General features: G+C 61.5%; 31 protein-coding genes. All 31 read left to right on the top strand.

The window, feature by feature from the left end:
• The coding region (tuf, locus tag G4Y73_RS13915) for an elongation factor Tu (protein ID WP_164232419.1) at positions 1–1,065 on the top strand (1,065 nt) is incomplete at its 5' end.
• A gap of 147 nt (positions 1,066–1,212) precedes the next feature.
• Positions 1,213–1,524, top strand: a complete 312-nt coding sequence (gene rpsJ, locus G4Y73_RS13910) for a 30S ribosomal protein S10 (protein ID WP_116650688.1) — start codon at positions 1,213–1,215, stop codon at positions 1,522–1,524.
• A 14-nt stretch (positions 1,525–1,538) separates the two neighbouring features.
• Positions 1,539–2,177: a 50S ribosomal protein L3 gene (rplC, locus tag G4Y73_RS13905; protein ID WP_164232418.1), complete on the top strand. Its 639-nt coding sequence runs from the start codon at positions 1,539–1,541 to the stop codon at positions 2,175–2,177.
• 11 nt (positions 2,178–2,188) lie between these two features.
• On the top strand, positions 2,189–2,791 hold the full coding sequence (rplD, locus tag G4Y73_RS13900) for a 50S ribosomal protein L4 (protein ID WP_164232436.1): 603 nt from the start codon (positions 2,189–2,191) through the stop codon (positions 2,789–2,791).
• Complete coding sequence (rplW, locus tag G4Y73_RS13895) at positions 2,788–3,084, top strand: 50S ribosomal protein L23 (protein ID WP_164232417.1); 297 nt, start codon at positions 2,788–2,790, stop codon at positions 3,082–3,084. The genes rplD and rplW overlap by 4 nt, the downstream gene beginning before the upstream one ends.
• 24 nt (positions 3,085–3,108) lie before the next feature.
• Complete coding sequence (rplB, locus tag G4Y73_RS13890) at positions 3,109–3,936, top strand: 50S ribosomal protein L2 (RefSeq protein WP_164232416.1); 828 nt, start codon at positions 3,109–3,111, stop codon at positions 3,934–3,936.
• 12 nt (positions 3,937–3,948) lie between these two features.
• Positions 3,949–4,221 (top strand): 30S ribosomal protein S19, encoded by a 273-nt coding sequence (rpsS, locus tag G4Y73_RS13885; protein WP_164232415.1) that lies wholly within the window; start codon positions 3,949–3,951, stop codon positions 4,219–4,221.
• A gap of 19 nt (positions 4,222–4,240) precedes the next feature.
• Positions 4,241–4,573 (top strand): 50S ribosomal protein L22, encoded by a 333-nt coding sequence (rplV, locus tag G4Y73_RS13880; RefSeq protein ID WP_164232414.1) that lies wholly within the window; start codon positions 4,241–4,243, stop codon positions 4,571–4,573.
• Between the two features lie 2 nt (positions 4,574–4,575).
• Positions 4,576–5,265 carry a 30S ribosomal protein S3 gene (gene rpsC, locus G4Y73_RS13875; RefSeq protein WP_164232413.1) on the top strand — a complete coding sequence of 230 codons (690 nt, stop codon included), beginning with the start codon at positions 4,576–4,578 and terminating at the stop codon, positions 5,263–5,265.
• A 3-nt stretch (positions 5,266–5,268) separates the two neighbouring features.
• Positions 5,269–5,679 carry a 50S ribosomal protein L16 gene (gene rplP / locus G4Y73_RS13870; protein WP_164232412.1) on the top strand — a complete coding sequence of 137 codons (411 nt, stop codon included), beginning with the start codon at positions 5,269–5,271 and terminating at the stop codon, positions 5,677–5,679.
• Complete coding sequence (gene rpmC / locus G4Y73_RS13865) at positions 5,679–5,876, top strand: 50S ribosomal protein L29 (RefSeq protein ID WP_164232411.1); 198 nt, start codon at positions 5,679–5,681, stop codon at positions 5,874–5,876. The genes rplP and rpmC overlap by 1 nt, the downstream gene beginning before the upstream one ends.
• Positions 5,873–6,133, top strand: coding sequence for a 30S ribosomal protein S17 (gene rpsQ / locus G4Y73_RS13860; protein WP_164232410.1), 261 nt, complete (start codon positions 5,873–5,875; stop codon positions 6,131–6,133). Before rpmC ends, rpsQ begins: the two co-directional genes overlap by 4 nt.
• A gap of 14 nt (positions 6,134–6,147) precedes the next feature.
• Positions 6,148–6,516: a 50S ribosomal protein L14 gene (gene rplN / locus G4Y73_RS13855; RefSeq protein ID WP_164232409.1), complete on the top strand. Its 369-nt coding sequence runs from the start codon at positions 6,148–6,150 to the stop codon at positions 6,514–6,516.
• 10 nt (positions 6,517–6,526) lie between these two features.
• The gene (gene rplX, locus G4Y73_RS13850; protein WP_164232408.1) at positions 6,527–6,844 is read left to right on the top strand and encodes a 50S ribosomal protein L24; all 318 of its coding nucleotides are present in this window, start codon (positions 6,527–6,529) and stop codon (positions 6,842–6,844) included.
• A gap of 165 nt (positions 6,845–7,009) precedes the next feature.
• Entirely contained in the window at positions 7,010–7,552 is a 543-nt protein-coding gene (gene rplE / locus G4Y73_RS13845; RefSeq protein ID WP_164232407.1) for a 50S ribosomal protein L5, read from the top strand.
• A 14-nt stretch (positions 7,553–7,566) separates the two neighbouring features.
• Positions 7,567–7,872: a 30S ribosomal protein S14 gene (gene rpsN / locus G4Y73_RS13840; RefSeq protein ID WP_164232406.1), complete on the top strand. Its 306-nt coding sequence runs from the start codon at positions 7,567–7,569 to the stop codon at positions 7,870–7,872.
• Positions 7,873–7,886: 14 nt separating this feature from the next.
• On the top strand, positions 7,887–8,282 hold the full coding sequence (rpsH, locus tag G4Y73_RS13835; protein WP_164232405.1) for a 30S ribosomal protein S8: 396 nt from the start codon (positions 7,887–7,889) through the stop codon (positions 8,280–8,282).
• A 22-nt stretch (positions 8,283–8,304) separates the two neighbouring features.
• On the top strand, positions 8,305–8,832 hold the full coding sequence (gene rplF / locus G4Y73_RS13830; RefSeq protein ID WP_164232404.1) for a 50S ribosomal protein L6: 528 nt from the start codon (positions 8,305–8,307) through the stop codon (positions 8,830–8,832).
• A 10-nt stretch (positions 8,833–8,842) separates the two neighbouring features.
• A complete protein-coding gene (gene rplR / locus G4Y73_RS13825; protein WP_164232403.1) occupies positions 8,843–9,199 on the top strand; it encodes a 50S ribosomal protein L18 in 357 nt (118 codons plus the stop codon).
• A 17-nt stretch (positions 9,200–9,216) separates the two neighbouring features.
• Complete coding sequence (gene rpsE, locus G4Y73_RS13820) at positions 9,217–9,723, top strand: 30S ribosomal protein S5 (protein WP_164232402.1); 507 nt, start codon at positions 9,217–9,219, stop codon at positions 9,721–9,723.
• Entirely contained in the window at positions 9,716–9,910 is a 195-nt protein-coding gene (gene rpmD / locus G4Y73_RS13815) for a 50S ribosomal protein L30 (protein ID WP_164232401.1), read from the top strand. Before rpsE ends, rpmD begins: the two co-directional genes overlap by 8 nt.
• A gap of 22 nt (positions 9,911–9,932) precedes the next feature.
• Positions 9,933–10,364 (top strand): 50S ribosomal protein L15, encoded by a 432-nt coding sequence (gene rplO, locus G4Y73_RS13810; protein WP_164232400.1) that lies wholly within the window; start codon positions 9,933–9,935, stop codon positions 10,362–10,364.
• Entirely contained in the window at positions 10,364–11,722 is a 1,359-nt protein-coding gene (secY, locus tag G4Y73_RS13805) for a preprotein translocase subunit SecY (RefSeq protein WP_164232399.1), read from the top strand. Before rplO ends, secY begins: the two co-directional genes overlap by 1 nt.
• A 42-nt stretch (positions 11,723–11,764) precedes the next feature.
• Positions 11,765–11,878: a 50S ribosomal protein L36 gene (gene rpmJ / locus G4Y73_RS13800; protein WP_164232398.1), complete on the top strand. Its 114-nt coding sequence runs from the start codon at positions 11,765–11,767 to the stop codon at positions 11,876–11,878.
• A gap of 94 nt (positions 11,879–11,972) precedes the next feature.
• Positions 11,973–12,326 carry a 30S ribosomal protein S13 gene (rpsM, locus tag G4Y73_RS13795; protein WP_164232397.1) on the top strand — a complete coding sequence of 118 codons (354 nt, stop codon included), beginning with the start codon at positions 11,973–11,975 and terminating at the stop codon, positions 12,324–12,326.
• 11 nt (positions 12,327–12,337) lie between these two features.
• A complete protein-coding gene (rpsK, locus tag G4Y73_RS13790; RefSeq protein ID WP_164232396.1) occupies positions 12,338–12,730 on the top strand; it encodes a 30S ribosomal protein S11 in 393 nt (130 codons plus the stop codon).
• 26 nt (positions 12,731–12,756) lie between these two features.
• Positions 12,757–13,383, top strand: coding sequence for a 30S ribosomal protein S4 (gene rpsD, locus G4Y73_RS13785; RefSeq protein ID WP_164232395.1), 627 nt, complete (start codon positions 12,757–12,759; stop codon positions 13,381–13,383).
• Positions 13,384–13,472: 89 nt separating this feature from the next.
• Positions 13,473–14,444, top strand: coding sequence for a DNA-directed RNA polymerase subunit alpha (gene rpoA, locus G4Y73_RS13780; protein ID WP_164232435.1), 972 nt, complete (start codon positions 13,473–13,475; stop codon positions 14,442–14,444).
• A gap of 13 nt (positions 14,445–14,457) precedes the next feature.
• Positions 14,458–14,844, top strand: a complete 387-nt coding sequence (gene rplQ, locus G4Y73_RS13775) for a 50S ribosomal protein L17 (protein WP_164232394.1) — start codon at positions 14,458–14,460, stop codon at positions 14,842–14,844.
• Between the two features lie 120 nt (positions 14,845–14,964).
• Entirely contained in the window at positions 14,965–15,876 is a 912-nt protein-coding gene (gene rarD, locus G4Y73_RS13770; protein ID WP_164232393.1) for an EamA family transporter RarD, read from the top strand.
• Positions 15,873–17,651: an ABC transporter transmembrane domain-containing protein gene (locus G4Y73_RS13765; RefSeq protein ID WP_164232392.1), complete on the top strand. Its 1,779-nt coding sequence runs from the start codon at positions 15,873–15,875 to the stop codon at positions 17,649–17,651. The genes rarD and G4Y73_RS13765 overlap by 4 nt, the downstream gene beginning before the upstream one ends.
• Positions 17,652–17,655 lie beyond the last annotated feature (4 nt).

Raw genomic sequence — 17,655 nt, 5'->3', positions numbered from 1 at the left:
GAGTTCCGTGCATATGACCAGATTGACAACGCGCCGGAAGAACGCGAGCGCGGTATCACGATTGCCTCGGCCCACGTCGAGTACGAGTCGGACAAGCGTCACTATGCCCACGTGGACTGCCCGGGTCACGCTGACTACGTGAAGAACATGATCACGGGTGCGGCGCAGATGGACGGTGCGATTCTGGTGGTTTCGGCCGCTGACGGCCCGATGCCGCAGACGCGCGAGCACATTCTGCTGGCCCGCCAGGTGGGCGTGCCGTGCATTCTGGTTTACCTGAACAAGGCCGACATGGTCGACGACGCCGAGCTGCTCGAACTGGTCGAGATGGAAGTTCGCGAGCTGTTGAGCGACTACGACTTTCCGGGCGATGACACCCCGATCGTCACCGGCTCGGCGCTCAAGGCGCTCGAAGGCGACGACAGCGACATCGGCGTGCCGTCGATCCTGAAGCTGGTCGAGGCGCTGGACGATTACGTTCCCGAGCCCGAGCGCGACCTGGACAAGGAATTCCTGATGCCGATCGAGGACGTGTTCTCGATTTCGGGTCGAGGCACGGTGGTAACCGGTCGTATCGAGCGCGGCGTGATTCACGTTGGCGACGAGATCGAGATCGTGGGTATCAAGGACACGACGAAGACGACCTGCACGGGTGTGGAGATGTTCCGCAAGCTGCTTGACCAGGGTCAGGCCGGCGACAACGTGGGCGTGCTGCTGCGCGGCACCAAGCGTGACGATGTCGAGCGTGGCCAGGTGCTGGCCAAGCCGGGATCGATCACCCCGCACACCAAGTTCGAGGCGGAAGTTTATGTCCTGAGCAAGGACGAAGGCGGCCGACACACGCCGTTCTTCAAGGGCTATCGCCCGCAGTTCTACTTCCGCACGACCGACGTGACCGGATCCTGCGAGTTGCCCGAGGGCACCGAGATGGTGATGCCGGGCGACAACGTTCAGATGACGGTGGAGCTGATTGCGCCGATCGCCATGGAAGATGGCCTGCGCTTCGCGATTCGCGAAGGCGGTCGCACCGTGGGCGCCGGCGTGGTGTCGAAGATTCTGGAATGATGATTTAGGGTCTGGGGATCAGGATTCACTCCTGATCCCTGACTCCTGACCCCTCGCGTAGGGGCGGCGATCCGGAAGGATCGCAAACGTGTCTGCCGAAAGGCGGGCTGAAGATTTTGATCTTTAACAGACTGAAGGCGTACGGCAATGGCCGAACAGAAAATCCGTATTCGTTTGAAGGGTTTCGATCACCGTCTGATTGACCGGTCGACCCAGGAAATCGTGGATACCGCCAAGCGCACTGGTGCGCAGGTGCGTGGTCCGATTCCGCTGCCCACGCGCAAGGAGCGTTATACCGTGCTGATTTCACCGCACGTTAACAAGGACGCGCGTGATCAGTACGAAATCCGCACCCACAAGCGGCTGCTGGATATCGTCGATCCCAACGACAAGACGGTAGATGCCCTGATGAAGCTGGATTTGGCTGCAGGCGTCGACGTTCAGATCAAGCTGTATTGAGCGAGTTGAGAAAAATGGCTATCGGATTGGTAGGACGCAAACGAGGCATGACCCGGATCTTCACGGAAGACGGCAGTTCCGTTCCCGTGACCGTGATCGAGGTCAGCCCCAACCGGATTACGCAGATCCGCGAGGAAGACCGGGACGGCTATTCGGCCATCCAGGTCACCTGCGGAGCCAGGCGTACGTCTTTGGTCTCGCGCCCCGCGGCCGGACACTTCGCCAAGGCGGGTGTCGAGGCCGGTGAGGGGCTGTGGGAATTCCGCCTCGAAGGCGATGAGGGTGACGGGCTCGAACCCGGCGCTGAACTCACCGTCGAACGTTTCGAGGCCGGCCAGAAGGTCGACGTGACCGGCACCACCAAGGGCAAGGGCTTTGCCGGTGCGGTCAAACGTCACAACTTCCGCATGCAGGATGCCACTCACGGCAACTCCCTGTCGCACCGCGCGCCGGGCTCCATTGGCCAGTGCCAGACCCCGGGCCGCGTTTTCAAGGGCAAGAAGATGGCCGGTCACATGGGTGACGAGCGCCAGACCACCCTCAATCTCCAGGTCGTCAAGGTCGATGCCGAGCGCAACCTCCTGCTGATCCGGGGTCCGGTGCCGGGTGCGCGTGGCGGCCACGTGACGATTCGTCCGTCGATCAAGGCCTGAAGGAGAGAATGATGGAACTTGCAGTGACAGGCGGTAGCAAGATCAAGGTCTCCGACGAGGTCTTCGGCCGCGATTTTTCCGAGGCCCTGGTGCACCAGGTCGTGACTGCCTATCTGGCAGGCGGCCGGGCTGGCACCAAGGCGCAGAAGAACCGTTCGGCGGTTTCTGGTGGCGGCCGCAAGCCGTGGCGCCAGAAGGGCACGGGCAACGCCCGGGCCGGTACCATCCGGAGCCCGCTTTGGCGCTCGGGTGGCGTGACGTTCGCCGCCCAGCCGCGTGACTTCAGCCAGAAGGTCAACCGCAAGCAGTACCGTGCGGCGATCAAGGCCATCCTGTCCGAGCTGGTTCGGCAGGAACGCCTGCTCGTGGTCGACAAGTTCGATGTTGCCGAGCCGAAAACGCGCGCCGTGCGCGAGCAGTTGTCCGATCTGGGTGTTGAAACCGGCGTGTTGGTCGATGTCGAGCTGGGCGAGAACCTTTACCTCGGCAGCCGCAATATTCCGGGTGTTTACGCGCTGACCGTCGAGGCACTCAACCCGGTCAGCCTGGTCGGCGCCGAAAAGGTCGTCATGACCAGCGCGGCCGTCAACAAGATCGAGGAGTGGCTGGCATGAAGACCGAACGCATGTATCAAATCATCCGTCGGCCGCATGTGTCGGAAAAGACCGCGATGCTGCAGGCCGACTCCAACCAGTACGTCTTCGAAGTGCGCAGTGACGCCAGCAAGGGCGACATCAAGCGTGCGGTCGAAGGACTGTTCGAGGTCGATGTCGAGCAGGTTCGTGTGGTCAACGTCAAGGGCAAGCAGAAGAGCTTTCGGCTTGTCCCCGGGCGCCAGAAGGGCTGGAAAAAGGCCTATGTGCGCGTGCGTGGCGGACAGACCATCGAAGAAGTGCAGGCAGACTGAGATTAGTGAGACGGGAATAGAATCATGGCAATCGTAAAGGCAAAACCAACGTCTCCGGGCCGCCGCGGTCTCGTGCAGGTCAAGCACGCTCACCTGTGGAAAGGTGAGCCGTATGCGCCCTTGCTGGAACCTCAGGGTTCGACGGGCGGGCGCAACAATGCCGGTCGCATCACGACCCGGCATCGCGGCGGCGGACACAAGCACCACTATCGCGTGATTGACTTCCGTCGCGACAAGGACGGGGTGCGCGGCGTGGTTGAGCGAATCGAGTACGATCCGAATCGCAGCGCGCACATTGCGCTGATCAAGTACATCGACGGTGAGCGCCGCTATATCCTGGCGCCGCGCAATGTCCGGGCCGGCGACGAGATTCTGAGCGGCAGCGAAGCCCCGATCAAGCCGGGCAACGCCATGCAGTTGCGCTCGATTCCCGTGGGTACGCAGATTCATAACGTCGAGCTCAAGCCCGGCAAGGGCGGCCAGCTGGCGCGCAGTGCCGGTGCCTCGGTGCAGCTGGTGGCGCGCGAAGGCCAATACGCCACCGTGCTGCTGCGTTCCGGCGAAATGCGCAAGGCGCATTCGAATTGCCGCGCCACCATCGGCCAGGTCGCCAACGTCGAACACAACCTCGAGAAGTTGGGCAAGGCCGGTGCCAAGCGCTGGAAGGGCGTGCGCCCGACCGTGCGCGGTGTCGCAATGAACCCGGTCGATCACCCGCACGGCGGGGGTGAAGGCCGCACCTCGGGTGGCCGTCATCCGGTCACGCCCTGGGGTGTGTCGACCAAGGGCAAGCGCACCCGCAAGAACAAGCGCACTGACAAGCACATCACGCGTTCTCGCAAGCGCAAGTAACAGGAAAACGCCATGCCACGTTCGATCAAGAAAGGGCCGTTTGTCGACCATCACCTTCAGGCGAAGGTCGAAGCGGCTGTCGAAGCCAACAACCGGCGCCCGATCAAGACCTGGTCGCGCCGCTCGATGATCCTGCCGGATATGGTCGGGCTGACCATTGCCGTGCACAACGGTCGGCAGCACGTGCCGATCCTGATCAACGAGAACATGGTCGGCCACAAGCTCGGCGAGTTTGCGCCGACGAGAACATACAAGGGTCACAGTGGTGACCGTAAGTCCAAGTAACCAAAGGTTATAGACGGTGATGGAAGCAACAGCAAAGCTCAGGGCCGCGCGCATTTCGGCGCAGAAAGCCCGCCTGGTCGCTGACCAGATTCGTGGCCTGCCGGTGGAGAAAGCCGACGAGGTGCTGACGTTCAGCAACAAGAAGGCGGCGCACGTAGTTCGCAAGGTGCTGATGTCGGCCATCGCGAATGCCGAGCACAACAGCGGCGCCGATATCGACGAGCTGAAGGTGCGCACGATCTACGTCGACGAGGGTCCGACCTTCAAGCGCGGCATGCCGCGTGCCAAGGGCCGGTTCACGCGCATTCTCAAGCGCACCAGTCACATCACCATTGTCGTGGCAGAGGACTAATCATGGGTCACAAGGTACATCCAACCGGAATTCGTCTCGGAATCGCCAAGGACTGGAGCGCCAAGTGGTATGCCGAGGCCGGCGATTTCGCCGACCAGCTCAATACCGACCTGAAGGCGCGTGAGTACCTTCACAAGACGCTGGCGCACGCCGCAGTGAGCCGCATCGAGATCGAACGGCCGGCCAAGTCGGCCGAGATCACGGTCCACACGGCGCGCCCCGGGATTGTCATTGGCAAGAAAGGCGAAGACATCGAGAAGCTGCGTCGTGCAGTCGGCAAGATCATGGGCGTGCCGACCCACATTCGGGTCAACGAGATTCGCAAGCCGGAACTCGACGCGCGCCTGGTGGCCGAAAGCATTGCTCAGCAGCTCGAGCGCCGGGTGATGTTCCGCCGCGCCATGAAGCGGTCCGTGGGTAACGCCATGCGCCTGGGCGCGCTGGGCATCAAGGTACAGGTCGCCGGTCGCCTCAATGGCGCCGATATCGCCCGTACCGAGTGGTATCGCGAAGGCCGTGTGCCTCTGCATACGCTGCGTGCCGACATTGACTACGGCACCGCCGAGGCTGCCACGACTTACGGCATCATCGGCATCAAGGTCTGGGTGTACAAGGGCGAGGTTTTCGACCTGTATGCCGAGAAGAGTTCGGAAAAAGCACCGTCCAAGGGCGGCGCACGCAAGGAGAGCTGAACCATGCTGCAGCCGAAACGTACCAAGTTCAGAAAGCAGCAGAAGGGACGCAATCGCGGCCTGGCGCAGGTGGGAAATCGCGTGAGCTTCGGCGAGTTCGGGCTGCAGGCGACCACCCGTGGCTTTCTGACTGCGCGTCAGATCGAGTCGGCCCGACGCGCGATCACCCGTCACGTCAAGCGTGGCGGCAAGCTCTGGATTCGAGTCTTTCCGGACAAGCCGGTAACCAAGAAGCCGGTCGAAGTCCGAATGGGCAAGGGCAAGGGTAATGTCGAGTACTGGGTAGCGCCGATTCAGCCCGGTCGCGTGATTTACGAGATCCAGGGCGTCAGCGAAGATATCGCGCGCGAAGCGTTTCGTCGCGCCGCCGCCAAGCTGAGCGTGCGCACCACATTTGTAGCGAGGACGCTGTGATGAAAGCGAGTGAACTGCGTGACAAGAACGCCAGCGAACTCAACGGCATGCTGCTGGACCTGCGCAAGGAACAGTTTTCCCTGCGGATGCAGCACGGCACAGGTCAGCTGGGGTCGCCCCACGAGTTGCGTCGGATCCGCAAGGAAATTGCACGGGTCAAGACCGTGCTCAACCAGAAGCAGGATGACAAGGAATGAGTAGCGAAGATCGCAAGCAACGCAGCGTCGTCGGGCGCGTCGTCAGCAACAAGATGGACAAGACCGTGACGGTTCGTCTCGAGCGGCTGGTCAAGCACCCGCTGTACGGCAAGTACATCCGCCGTTCCAGCAAGGTGCATGCGCACGATCCGGAAAACAGCTGCAACGAAGGCGATACCGTGCGAATCGAGCAGACCCGACCGATTGCCAAGACCAAAGCCTGGCAGGTCATCGAAGTGGTCGAACGGGCCCAGTAAGCGGAGCGATAGTCATGATCCAAATGCAATCCAGGCTGTCGGCAGCCGACAACAGCGGAGCGCGCGAACTGCAATGCATCAAGGTGCTGGGCGGTTCCAAGCGGCGCTACGCCAATATTGGCGATGTCATCAAGGTGACCGTCAAGGACGCTATTCCGCGCGGCAAGGTCAAGAAGGGCGAGGTCTACAACGCCGTCGTTGTTCGCACCGCCAAGGGTGTGCGTCGCCGCGACGGATCGTTGATCCGCTTCGACGGCAACGCAGCCGTGCTGCTCAACAACAAGCTCGAGCCAATCGGCACCCGTATTTTTGGGCCGGTGACGCGCGAGCTGCGTACGGGACAATTCATGAAGATTGTCTCGCTCGCACCGGAAGTGTTGTAAGGAGTTCATGATGGAACGTATTCGAAAGGGCGACGAAGTGATCGTGATTGCCGGCCGTAGCAAGGGCCAGCGCGGTCACGTGCTCAAAGTGCTCAAGGACCAGCGCTTTCTGGTGGAAAACGTCAACATGGTCAAGCGCCACCAGAAGCCCGATCCGCAGAGCCAGAAGCCAGGCGGCATCATCGAGCGCGAGGCCCCGATCCAGGCATCCAACGTGATGCTTTTCAACCCGGCCACGGGCCAGGGTGATCGCGTCGGTTTCAAGTTCCTCGAGGACGGCCGTAAGGTGCGCTTCTACCGCTCGACCGGTGAGGTCGTGGATATATGAGGAATGTGGTTGGCATATGAGGAATGTGGTTGGCGCTTCTTATGCTGCGCATAAACCGCACCAACCACATGATTGGTAAGTTGATGTGGATAAAGACAAGCTGGCGCACCGGAGTTGACCGAGTTGCGCCGCAACATTGAGCTGAATATTTTGCAGAGATACGAGATGGCCAGGTTAAGAGAAATCTACAAGGACGAAGTCGTCGGCAAGCTGACCGAACAGTTCGGTTATGCCAACCCGATGCAGGTGCCGCGTTTCGAGAAGGTCACGATCAACATGGGCGTGGGCGAAGCTGTGGGTGACAAGAAGGTGATCGAGCATGCCGTGTCTGACATGGCCAAGATCGCTGGTCAACAGCCCGTGGTCACCAAGGCGCGCAAGTCAGTGGCCAGCTTCAAGATCCGCGACGGCTATCCGATCGGCTGCATGGTGACGCTCAGGCGTGAACGCATGTACGAGTTCCTGGATCGGCTGGTCAACATTGCCCTGCCGCGCGTGCGCGACTTCCGCGGCATCCCGCGCAAGTCCTTCGACGGCCGCGGCAATTACAACCTGGGCATCAAGGAACAGATTATTTTTCCGGAAATCAATTACGACCAGGTCGACAAGCTGCGCGGGATGGATATTGCCATCATCACATCGGCTTCGACTGACGAGGAAGGCCTGGCGCTGTTGGAAGCGTTCGGCTTCCCGTTCCGGGCCAAGTAAGGAGTAGAGACGATATGGCCAAGGTTTCAATGGTTGAACGCGACGTGCGGCGCGCCAAGCTTGCGGCAAAGTATGCCGAGAAGCGGGCCGAGCTCAAGCGCGTCATTGCCGATCCCGAAGCGGATTTCGAGGAAAAGCAGGCGGCGATGCACGCGCTCAACAAGCTGCCGCGCGATTCATCGCCGGTGCGTGGTCGCAACCGCTGTCGGCAGTCCGGTCGGCCGCGGGGTTACTACCGCAAGTTCGGACTGGCACGCAACAAGCTGCGTGAAGCCGCCATGCGTGGTGATATTCCGGGCCTGCGCAAGGCCAGCTGGTAAGGAGAGACATAGCAATGAGCATGAGTGATCCCATTGCCGACATGCTGGCTCGCATCAAGAACGCCCAGGCGGTCAACAAGCGTAGCGTGAGCATACCGGCATCGAAGGTCAAGATCGCCATCAGCGAAGTGCTGAAGGACGAGGGCTACATCCGCGATTTTCACGTCGAGGAGGATGGCCCCAAGCGTGAGCTGACCATCGAATTGAAATACGTGGAAGGCCGCGGCGTGATCGATCGCCTGGACCGCTACAGTCGGCCCAGTCGGCGCCGTTATTTTGGCAAGGACGAGCTCCCGCGGGTGCTCAGCGGCCTGGGTGTGGCAATTGTCAGCACATCCAATGGTGTCATGAGCGATCGCCGGGCCCGCGCAGAGGGGCACGGTGGCGAAGTGCTCTGCCTGATAGCCTGATCGAGTTTCGGAGAAACTAGCAATGTCGAGAATAGCCAATGCCCCCATCGAGCTGCCCAAGGGCGTCGAATTCAACCATGCCGAAGGCGTGGTGAAGGTCAAGGGCACCAACGGTGCGCTGGAGATGCAAATGCATCCCGGAGTGACGCTGGAAGTCAATGACGGCGTGGTCAGCGTGGCGCCTCGCGAGAGCGGCACCATGGCCATGGCCGGCACCATGCGCGCACTGATCAACAACATGGTGCAGGGCGTCACCCAGGGCTTCGAAAAGAAGCTGGAACTGCGCGGCGTCGGCTATCGTGCGCAGATGCAGGGCAAGAAACTCAACCTGCAGTTGGGCTTCAGTCATCCTGTGGAATTTGACATTCCCGAAGGTGTGACGGTCGAAACGCCCAGCCAGACCGAAGTCGTAATCAAGGGCAGTAACAAGCAGCTGGTCGGCCAGGTGGCCGCCGAGATTCGCGCGTTCCGCCCGCCTGAGCCGTACAAGGGCAAGGGTGTGCGCTATGCCAATGAGCGCGTGGTCATGAAGGAAGCCAAGAAGGCCTGAGGAAACGAACATGAAGGACAAGAATCAATCCAGATTGCGACGCGCGCGCAAGAACCGCGCCCGCATTACGCGTTCGGGCCAGGCACGGCTATCCGTGCACCGCTCCGGACGGCATATTTATGCGCAGGTCATCGGTGCCGGCGGTCAGCACACCATTGCTGCGGCTTCGACCCTGCAGAAGGATGTAGCCGAAGGCCTGAAGAGCACCTGCAGCGTCGAAGCGGCGCAGGCCGTTGGCAAGAAGATTGCCGAGCGCAGTCTCGAGGCCGGTGTCGAAGGCGTGGCCTTCGACCGTTCCGGTTTCCGCTACCACGGACGGGTCAAGGCGCTGGCAGATGCCGCGCGCGAAGCCGGTCTGAAGTTTTAACGCATACGGAATTCATCATGGCAAGAGATAACAGCACCGACGATCTGATTGAGAAGCTGGTCACGGTTAACCGTGTGGTCAAGGTCGTCAAAGGTGGCCGCCAGTTCAGCTTTACCGCACTCTCGGTGGTTGGTGACGGCGAGGGCAAGGTCGGCTTCGGATACGGCAAGGCGCGTGAAGTGCCCCTGGCCATCCAGAAGGCGATGGAACGTGCCCGCCGCGATATGGTGCGCATTTCCCTCAACGAGGGCACCCTGTGGCATCCGGTCAAGGCCAGCCACAGCGGCTCGCGCATCTACATGCAGCCGGCCTCGGAAGGTACCGGTGTGATTGCGGGTGGCCCGATGCGTGCGGTATTCGAAGCCGTTGGCGTGCATAACGTCCTGGCCAAGAGCCTCGGCTCGAACAATCCGATCAACCTGGTGCGCGCGACCATGAAGGGCCTGCAGGCCATGGCGTCGCCGGAGAAAGTCGCGATCAAGCGTGGCAAGGCGATTGAGGAGGTGCTGGAATATCATGGCTAAGAAGAACGCGGAAAAGCTGCGCGTCACGCTCGTGCGCAGCATCAACGGCACCATCGGCAAGCACCGCGCGACGGTGCGCGGCCTGGGCCTCAGGCGCATAAACCATACAGTCGAACTCGAGGATACGCCGGCAATCCGCGGCATGATTCGCAAGGTCGACTATCTGGTGCGCGTCGAGGAAGCCTGAATTCAATTTTTCGGGAAGTGATATGAAACTTAATTCCATTCAGCCCGCAGAAGGCAGCCGCAGCCAGCGCAAGCGCGTTGGTCGGGGCATTGGTTCCGGACTGGGCAAGACCGCCGGTCGTGGTCACAAGGGCCAGAAGGCGCGTTCGGGCGGCTATCACAAGGTCGGCTTCGAAGGCGGCCAGATGCCCCTGCAGCGTCGTGTGCCCAAGGTGGGTTTCCGTTCCGCCACCAACCGCCACACCGCCGAACTGCGTCTGTACCAGATCAATGCGATCGACGCCGAGGTCATCGACCTTGACACGCTCAAGCAGGCCGGCCTGATTGCTGGCACGACCCGCAAGGTTCGCCTGGTCAACACCGGCGCGATCGAGCGGGCCGTTACCGTGCGTGGCGTTCACGCTACCGCGGGTGCGGCCAAGGCCATCGAAGCAGCGGGCGGCAAGGTCGAATAATGGCACGTAACCCCTCGGAAATGGCAGGCATGCTCGGCGGTATCGGCCGGCTCAAGGAGCTGCGTCAGCGGCTGCTGGTGGTGCTGGTTGCGCTGCTGGTCTTCCGTTTCGGGACCTTCATCCCGGTGCCGGGCATCAACCCGATCGCCCTGGTCGAGCTCATGGATATGACCAGCGGCACCATCGTCGACATGTTCAACATGTTCTCAGGCGGTGCCCTCGGCCGATTCTCCATTTTTGCGTTAGGGGTGATGCCCTACATTTCGGCGGCCATCATCATGCAGTTGATGAGCCACGCCATTCCGCAGCTGCAGCAGCTGCGCAAGGAAGGCGAGCAGGGTCGTCGCAAGATCACGCAGTACACACGTTATTTCACGGTCGTCCTGGCGGCATTCCAGAGCTTTGGTGTAGCCGTTGCGCTGCAGAGCCAAAGTGCTGGCGCTGGACTGCCCGTGGTCATCGCACCCGGACCGGGTTTCGTGATGGCTGCGGTCATCACCCTGACTGCCGGCACGGTTTTCCTGATGTGGCTGGGCGAGCAGATCACGGAGCGCGGTATCGGCAACGGTATCTCGATCCTGATCTTTGCCGGTATCGTGGCGGAACTGCCGCGTGCACTGGGTTCCACGCTGGAGTTGGTGCGAACCGGTCAGCTGGGTGTTCTGACGGCCACTTTCCTGCTGGCTCTGGCGCTGGCGGTGACGGCTTTCGTCGTCTTCGTTGAACGCGGCCAGCGCCGCATCACGGTCAACTATGCCCAGCGACAAGGGCGTCAGGCCTATCGCAGTCAGTCGACGCATCTGCCCCTGAAGGTCAATATGGCCGGTGTCATTCCGGCAATTTTCGCGTCCAGCCTGGTACTGTTTCCGGCCACGATATCGACCTGGTTCGGGCAGGCCGGCGAAGCCGGCTGGTTGCAGATCATCGCCAATCAGCTCAGCCCGGGACAGCCGGTCTACATCAGCCTCTACGGCGGCATGGTGATGTTCTTCGCGTTCTTCTACACCGCCATCGTCTTCAATTCGAAGGAAACGGCGGATAATCTCAAGAAGTCCGGTGCATTCATCCCGGGGATTCGCCCCGGCCGCCAGACCGCCGAGTACATTGACTACGTGCTGACCCGTCTGACGCTGGTCGGTGCCCTGTACCTGGCGGCAGTTTGCCTGCTGCCGGAGTTTCTGATCATGCAGTGGAACGTGCCGTTTTACTTTGGCGGTACCTCGCTGCTGATCATCGTCGTGGTCACCATGGATTTCATGGCCCAGCTGCAGGCGCATCTGATGTCGCATCAGTACGACAGCCTGCTCAAGAAGTCCAATTTGAAGGGTTATGGCCGAAGCGGCGTCGTGCGGCGCTGATTCAACGGGCCGAATTAAGGCCGGAAGTACTGGAGAGCAGCAATGAAGGTTCAGGCATCAGTCAAGAAAATTTGCCGGCACTGCAAAGTGGTGCGCAGGGGTGGCGTGGTCTACGTGATCTGCAGCGACCCGAAGCACAAGCAGCGCCAGGGATGACACGGTTCCGCTCGTTGGGCTTGGCAAACGGCCCCGAAGCCGGTAGAATTGCCGGTTTGCGTCGAGCGGACGTAATGGTTTACGGAGCAAGCAAATGGCACGTATAGCAGGCGTCAATCTGCCGGTCCAGCAGCATACCTGGGTGGCATTGACTCAAATTTACGGCATCGGGAGAACCCGGTCCTACGAGATCTGCGAGGCCACCGGCGTGGCCCCGGAAACGAAGGTTCGCGATCTGACCGAAGCGGAGCAGGAAAAGCTGCGCCAGGCCATTGGCCAGCTCACGGTCGAAGGCGATCTGCGTCGGGAAGTCTCGATGAACATCAAGCGCCTGATGGACCTGGGCTGCTACCGCGGCCTGCGTCACCGGCGCGGCTTGCCCGTTCGCGGCCAGCGCACGCGTACCAACGCCCGTACCCGGAAGGGTCCGCGTCGTCCGATTCGTTGAGGTAGGAACAGATGGCCAAGCAGCAAAGCGCAAAAACGAAGAAGCGGGTCAAGAAGACCGTGGTCGATGGCATTGCACACGTGCATGCCTCGTTCAACAACACGATCATCACGATCACCGATCGCCAGGGCAATACGGTTTCCTGGGCAACTTCCGGGGGATCGGGTTTCCGCGGTTCGCGCAAGTCGACTCCGTTTGCCGCCCAGGTGGCGGCCGACAACGCCGGCCGGGCGGCCCAGGAATTCGGCATGAAGAACCTGGAAGTTCGGGTCAACGGCCCGGGCCCTGGCCGTGAATCCTCGGTGCGCTCGCTCAATGCGGCCGGATTCAAGATCATGAACATCATCGATGTCACGCCGATTCCACACAACGGCTGTCGTCCACCCAAAAAACGTCGCGTATAAGTCACCGGCAGGCAGACTGAAGAAATATGGCTAGATATACTGGACCCACCTGCAAGCTCGCGCGCCGCGAAGGCGTCGATCTCAATCTCAAGAGCCCGGCACGCGGCCTTGAGTCGAAGTGCAAGCTTAACCAGCCGCCAGGGCAGCATGGCGACAGTCGTCGTCAGCGACTGTCCGACTATGCGCTGCAGCTGCGGGAGAAGCAGAAGGTACGTCGTATGTATGGCGTGCTGGAGAAGCAGTTCCGCAACTACTACAAGGAAGCGGCACGCCGCAAAGGCGCTACGGGCGAGAACCTGCTGCAGCTGCTGGAGAACCGACTCGACAACGTGGTCTATCGCATGGGCTTTGCGGTAACGCGCGCCCAGGCCAGGCAGCTGGTCAGCCACAAGTCGATCGAGGTCAATGGCAAGGTCGTCAATATCGCGTCGTACCAGGTGCAGGCTGACGATCGCATCGCGATTCGCGAAAAGGCGAAGAAGCAGCTACGCATCCAGGAGGCGATTAATGTCGCGCGCGAACTGGATCTGGTGCCCGGCTGGATCGATGTCGACTTCGACAAGATGGAAGGTGTCTTCAAGGTGTCGCCGGACCGCGATGATCTGCCGCCGGACATCAATGAGAACCTGATCGTCGAGTTGTACTCGAAGTAAGCCGCAGACGTATTCCCGTCGCGCACTTTACGAAAACAGATTTTGGAGAGCCAAACATGTCAGGCCAGATAAGCGAACTTATCGGCACGATGCTCAAGCCCAAGGGTCTCGTGGTCGACGAGATTTCGCCGCGTCGCGCTCGCATTACGCTCGAGCCGCTCGAGCGCGGTTTCGGCCACACCCTGGGTAACGCCCTGCGGCGCATTCTGCTGTCGTCGATTCCCGGTAGCGCGATTACCGAGGCCGAGATGGACGGCGTGCTGCACGAGTACACCGCTGTCGACGGTCTTCAGGAAGACATCGTCGAGGTCCTGCTCAATCTCAAGGACGTTGCGATTCGCATGCACTCGCGCGATGAAGCCACGCTGACCTTGAGCAAGGACAAGAAGGGTCCGGTCACGGCCGGCGATATTCAGCTTGATCATGACATCGAGTTGGTGAATCCGGACCACGTGATTTGCACGCTGACCAAGGACACGAAGCTTCGCATGCAGCTCAAGGTCACGCGAGGTGTTGGCTACCAGCCTGCCGCGGCGCTGCGCTTTACCGAGGAAGAGTCGCGTACCATCGGTCGCCTGCAGCTCGACGCCTCGTACTGCCCGGTCCACCGCGTGGCCTACAGCGTCGAAAGCGCGCGTGTTGGCCAGCGAACCGATCTTGACAAGCTGGTGCTGGACATCGAAACCAACGGCACCATGAGCTGCGAGGACGCGGTCAAGCTGGCTGCGGGAATCCTTGTCGATCAGATGTCGGTATTTGTCGAGTTCGTCGCCCGCGAGAAGGATGAGACGGAAACGGCCACCGAAAGCTTCGATCCGATCCTGCTCAGGCCGATCGATGACCTGGAACTGACGGTGCGTTCAGCCAACTGTCTCAAGGCCGAACACATCCAGTACGTGGGCGATCTGGTACAGCGGACCGAAACCGAGCTGCTCAAGACGCCGAATCTGGGCAAGAAGTCCCTGACCGAAATCAAGACGGTGCTGGCGACCCACGATCTGTCGCTTGGAACCCGCCTGGAAAACTGGCCGCCGCCCTCGCTGGCGCGCACCGAGCACTGAGGAGAGAACGACGATGCGTCATCGCAAAGCAGGTCGCAAGCTCAACCGGAATTCGCCGCACCGTCGCGCGATGTTCCGCAATATGACTGCCAGCCTGATCGAACATGAGCTGATCAAGACCACGTTGCCCAAGGCCAAGGAATTGCGGCGCGTGGCTGAGCCGCTGATCACCCTGGCCAAGGACGACAGCGTTTCCGCGCGGCGCCTGGCCTTCAATCGCCTGCGCGACAAGGATGCGGTGGGCAAGCTCTTTTCCGAGCTGGGTCCGCGCTATCGGGAGCGCCCAGGCGGTTATCTGCGCATTCTCAAGTGCGGTTTCCGCAACGGCGACAACGCGCCCATGGCCTACGTGGAGCTGGTGGATCGCCCGGATGCGCCGGCCGCCGACAACGCTGAATAGTTTTCCGGTTGATTGACCGGAGGTTCAGGAAGCCCGGCCCTCGTGCCGGGCTTTTTTTGTTCTGGTTTATGCACACCCGGGCTAGAATTGACGTTTCCTTCCTCCTTCCAGACTTTCGTCTTGAGTACTGACCGAGAACGAACGTTGGGCCTGATTGCGGCGCTGGGCGCCTTCGGCATCTGGGGCCTGGCGCCACTCTACTTCAAGCTGCTTGGTACGGTCCGGGCCGATGAGATCATTGCCCATCGCGTGATCTGGTCGATGCTGTTGCTCGCCGCGGTGCTGGCCGTGCGCGAACGTCGGCGTTTTTTTATCCACATCCGAGTCCGGCCGCGCGTGCTGCTGGCCCTGGCCATCAGCTCGGTTCTGATCGCGGCCAACTGGCTGACTTTCGTGTATGCCATCAACTCGGATCGTGTGCTGTCAACGAGCCTGGGCTACTTCATCAATCCCTTGGTCAGTGTCCTGCTCGGTCTGCTGGTCTTTCGCGAAACTTTGAGCCGGCTACAGGTTCTGGCCGTGCTGCTGGCGGCCGCGGGGACTGCCTGGATGACCCTGCGCGTGGGTCAGTTCCCCTGGATTGCCCTGATCCTGGCATTCAGTTTTGCCCTCTATGGCCTGGTCCGGAAGAAGACCGATGTCGGTCCGCTGGTCGGTCTGTTCTGGGAAACCCTGCTGATGACGCCCGTCGCCCTTTTGTGGCTGTTCTGGTTGAGCCGGCAGGGGATGCTGGCATTCGACCCCGCCCATGTCCCGGAAGCGACACTGCTGGCCGGCACCGGGCTGATTACCCTGGTTCCGCTGGTACTGTTCGCCGCGGCCGTGCGGCGTCTCAATCTCGGTACCATTGGTCTCATGCAGTACCTGGCACCGAGCATGACCTTTGTGTTGGCGGTCTTCCTGTTCGATGAGCCCTTCACGCCGGATCATGCCACTACCTTCGGCCTGATCTGGACCGGCCTGTTACTGTTCACCTGGGCCGGCTGGCGACATTACCGGCGCGGGCGGGCACTCTCCCGAGGAACGGCATGAACGAGGACCTGACCATGCAGCAATCAGGCAAACGCGAACTCGGCTCACTGCGTGCGCTCGGGCCCTTTGTCGCCCGTTACCGCGCACAGATCCTGCTGGCGCTGGTCTTCCTGCTCGTCTCGGCCGCGGGTGCGCTGGCCATACCGGCTGCGGTGGGGCAGGTTATTGATCGCGGCTTCATGGCCGAGGATCTGGAGCGCATCAACCGTTGGTTCTGGCTGCTATTCGGTGCTGCCGCGATGATGGCCGTCGGCGGCGGCTTGCGCTTTTACTGGGTCAGTTGGCTGGGCCAGCGCGTGGTTGCCGACATCCGCAAGGCTGTCTACGCCCGCGTGCTGTCGATGAGCCCGGAATTCTTCAGCACCACGCGCACCGGTGAAGTGCTCTCCAGGCTCAACACGGACACCACCCTGGTCGAGACCCTGGTTGGCTCAACCGTGTCCTTCGGCGTGCGCAATGTGCTCATGCTGGTGGCCAGCTCCCTGGCCCTGGTCGTGACCGCACCCAAACTGGCCGGCGTGATCGGCCTGCTGATCGGCCTGATCGTCGTGCCGGTCATCCTGCTCGGTCGCTGGGTACGCCGCCTGTCGCGCAATACCCAGGACCGCGTGGCCGATTTCAGCGCGCTCGGTGACGAATCGATCAATGCCGTGCAGACGGTCCAGGCCTTCGCCCAGGAAGACCGAGAGCGCAGCCGCTTCGACCGGGCGGTGGAGTCGGCCTTCATTGCTGCCCGCGATCGCATTCGCGCCAGCGCGCTGCTGATCGTGCTGGTCATTCTGATGACTTTCGCGGCGATCACCTTCGTACTTTGGCTGGGTGCGCGTTCGGTGTTGGCTGGTGCCATGACTCCGGGCCAGCTCGGGCAGTTCGTGCTGTATGCCGCCATCGCAGCCGGTTCGACGGCCAGCCTGAGTGAGATCTGGAGTCAGCTGCAGCGTGCCGCCGGCGCCATGGAGCGCCTGGCCGAACTGCTCGAGGCCAGGCCGGTCATTGTCTCCCCACCCGAACCGCGCGGGCTGCCAGTCGGCCCGTTGTCCGTGCGGTTCGAAGATGTGCGTTTCGCTTATCCGGCGCGGCCGGACCAGGCGGTTCTGGACGGGCTCGAGCTGGACGTGAAACCGGGCGAAACGGTTGCCATCGTGGGGCCCTCCGGGGCCGGGAAGTCGACGCTGTTCCAGTTGCTGCTGCGCTTCCACGATCCCGATGCCGGATGTATCAGGGTTGGCGGAATCGACCTGCGTGAACTCGACCTGGCCGCACTTCGTCGTTCGCTCGGGCTGGTGCCCCAGGACGTTGTCATGTTTTCCGGCTCGGCTAGCGAGAATATTGCCTACGGACGGCCGGACGCCGAAGAGGCAGCGGTGGTTTCTGCCGCCCGTGCTGCCCACGCCGAGGAATTCATTGCGCACTGGCCGCAAGGGTACGCCACATTCCTGGGTGAGCGGGGCATGCACCTGTCGGGTGGGCAGCGCCAGCGCATTGCCATCGCGCGGGCTCTGATCAAGGATCCCGCCCTGTTACTGCTTGATGAAGCCACCGCCAGCCTGGATGCCGAAAGCGAGCGCCTGGTTCAGGATGCGCTCAATGACATCAGCGCCAATCGCACAGTCCTGGTCATCGCACATCGCCTGGCCACGGTACGGCGCGCCGATCGCATTCTTGTGCTCGATGGCGGGCGTGTGGTGGCCGAGGGAACCCACGAGGAACTGGTCGCCGCCAATGCGCTCTATGCGCGGTTGGCCCGCTTGCAGTTCCTGGAGTCGGCCGACTGACTTC

Source organism: Wenzhouxiangella sp. XN201 (assembly GCF_011008905.1).
Classification (GTDB): Bacteria; Pseudomonadota; Gammaproteobacteria; order Xanthomonadales; family Wenzhouxiangellaceae; genus Wenzhouxiangella.
This window is presented reverse-complemented; position numbering and strand designations above follow the sequence as displayed.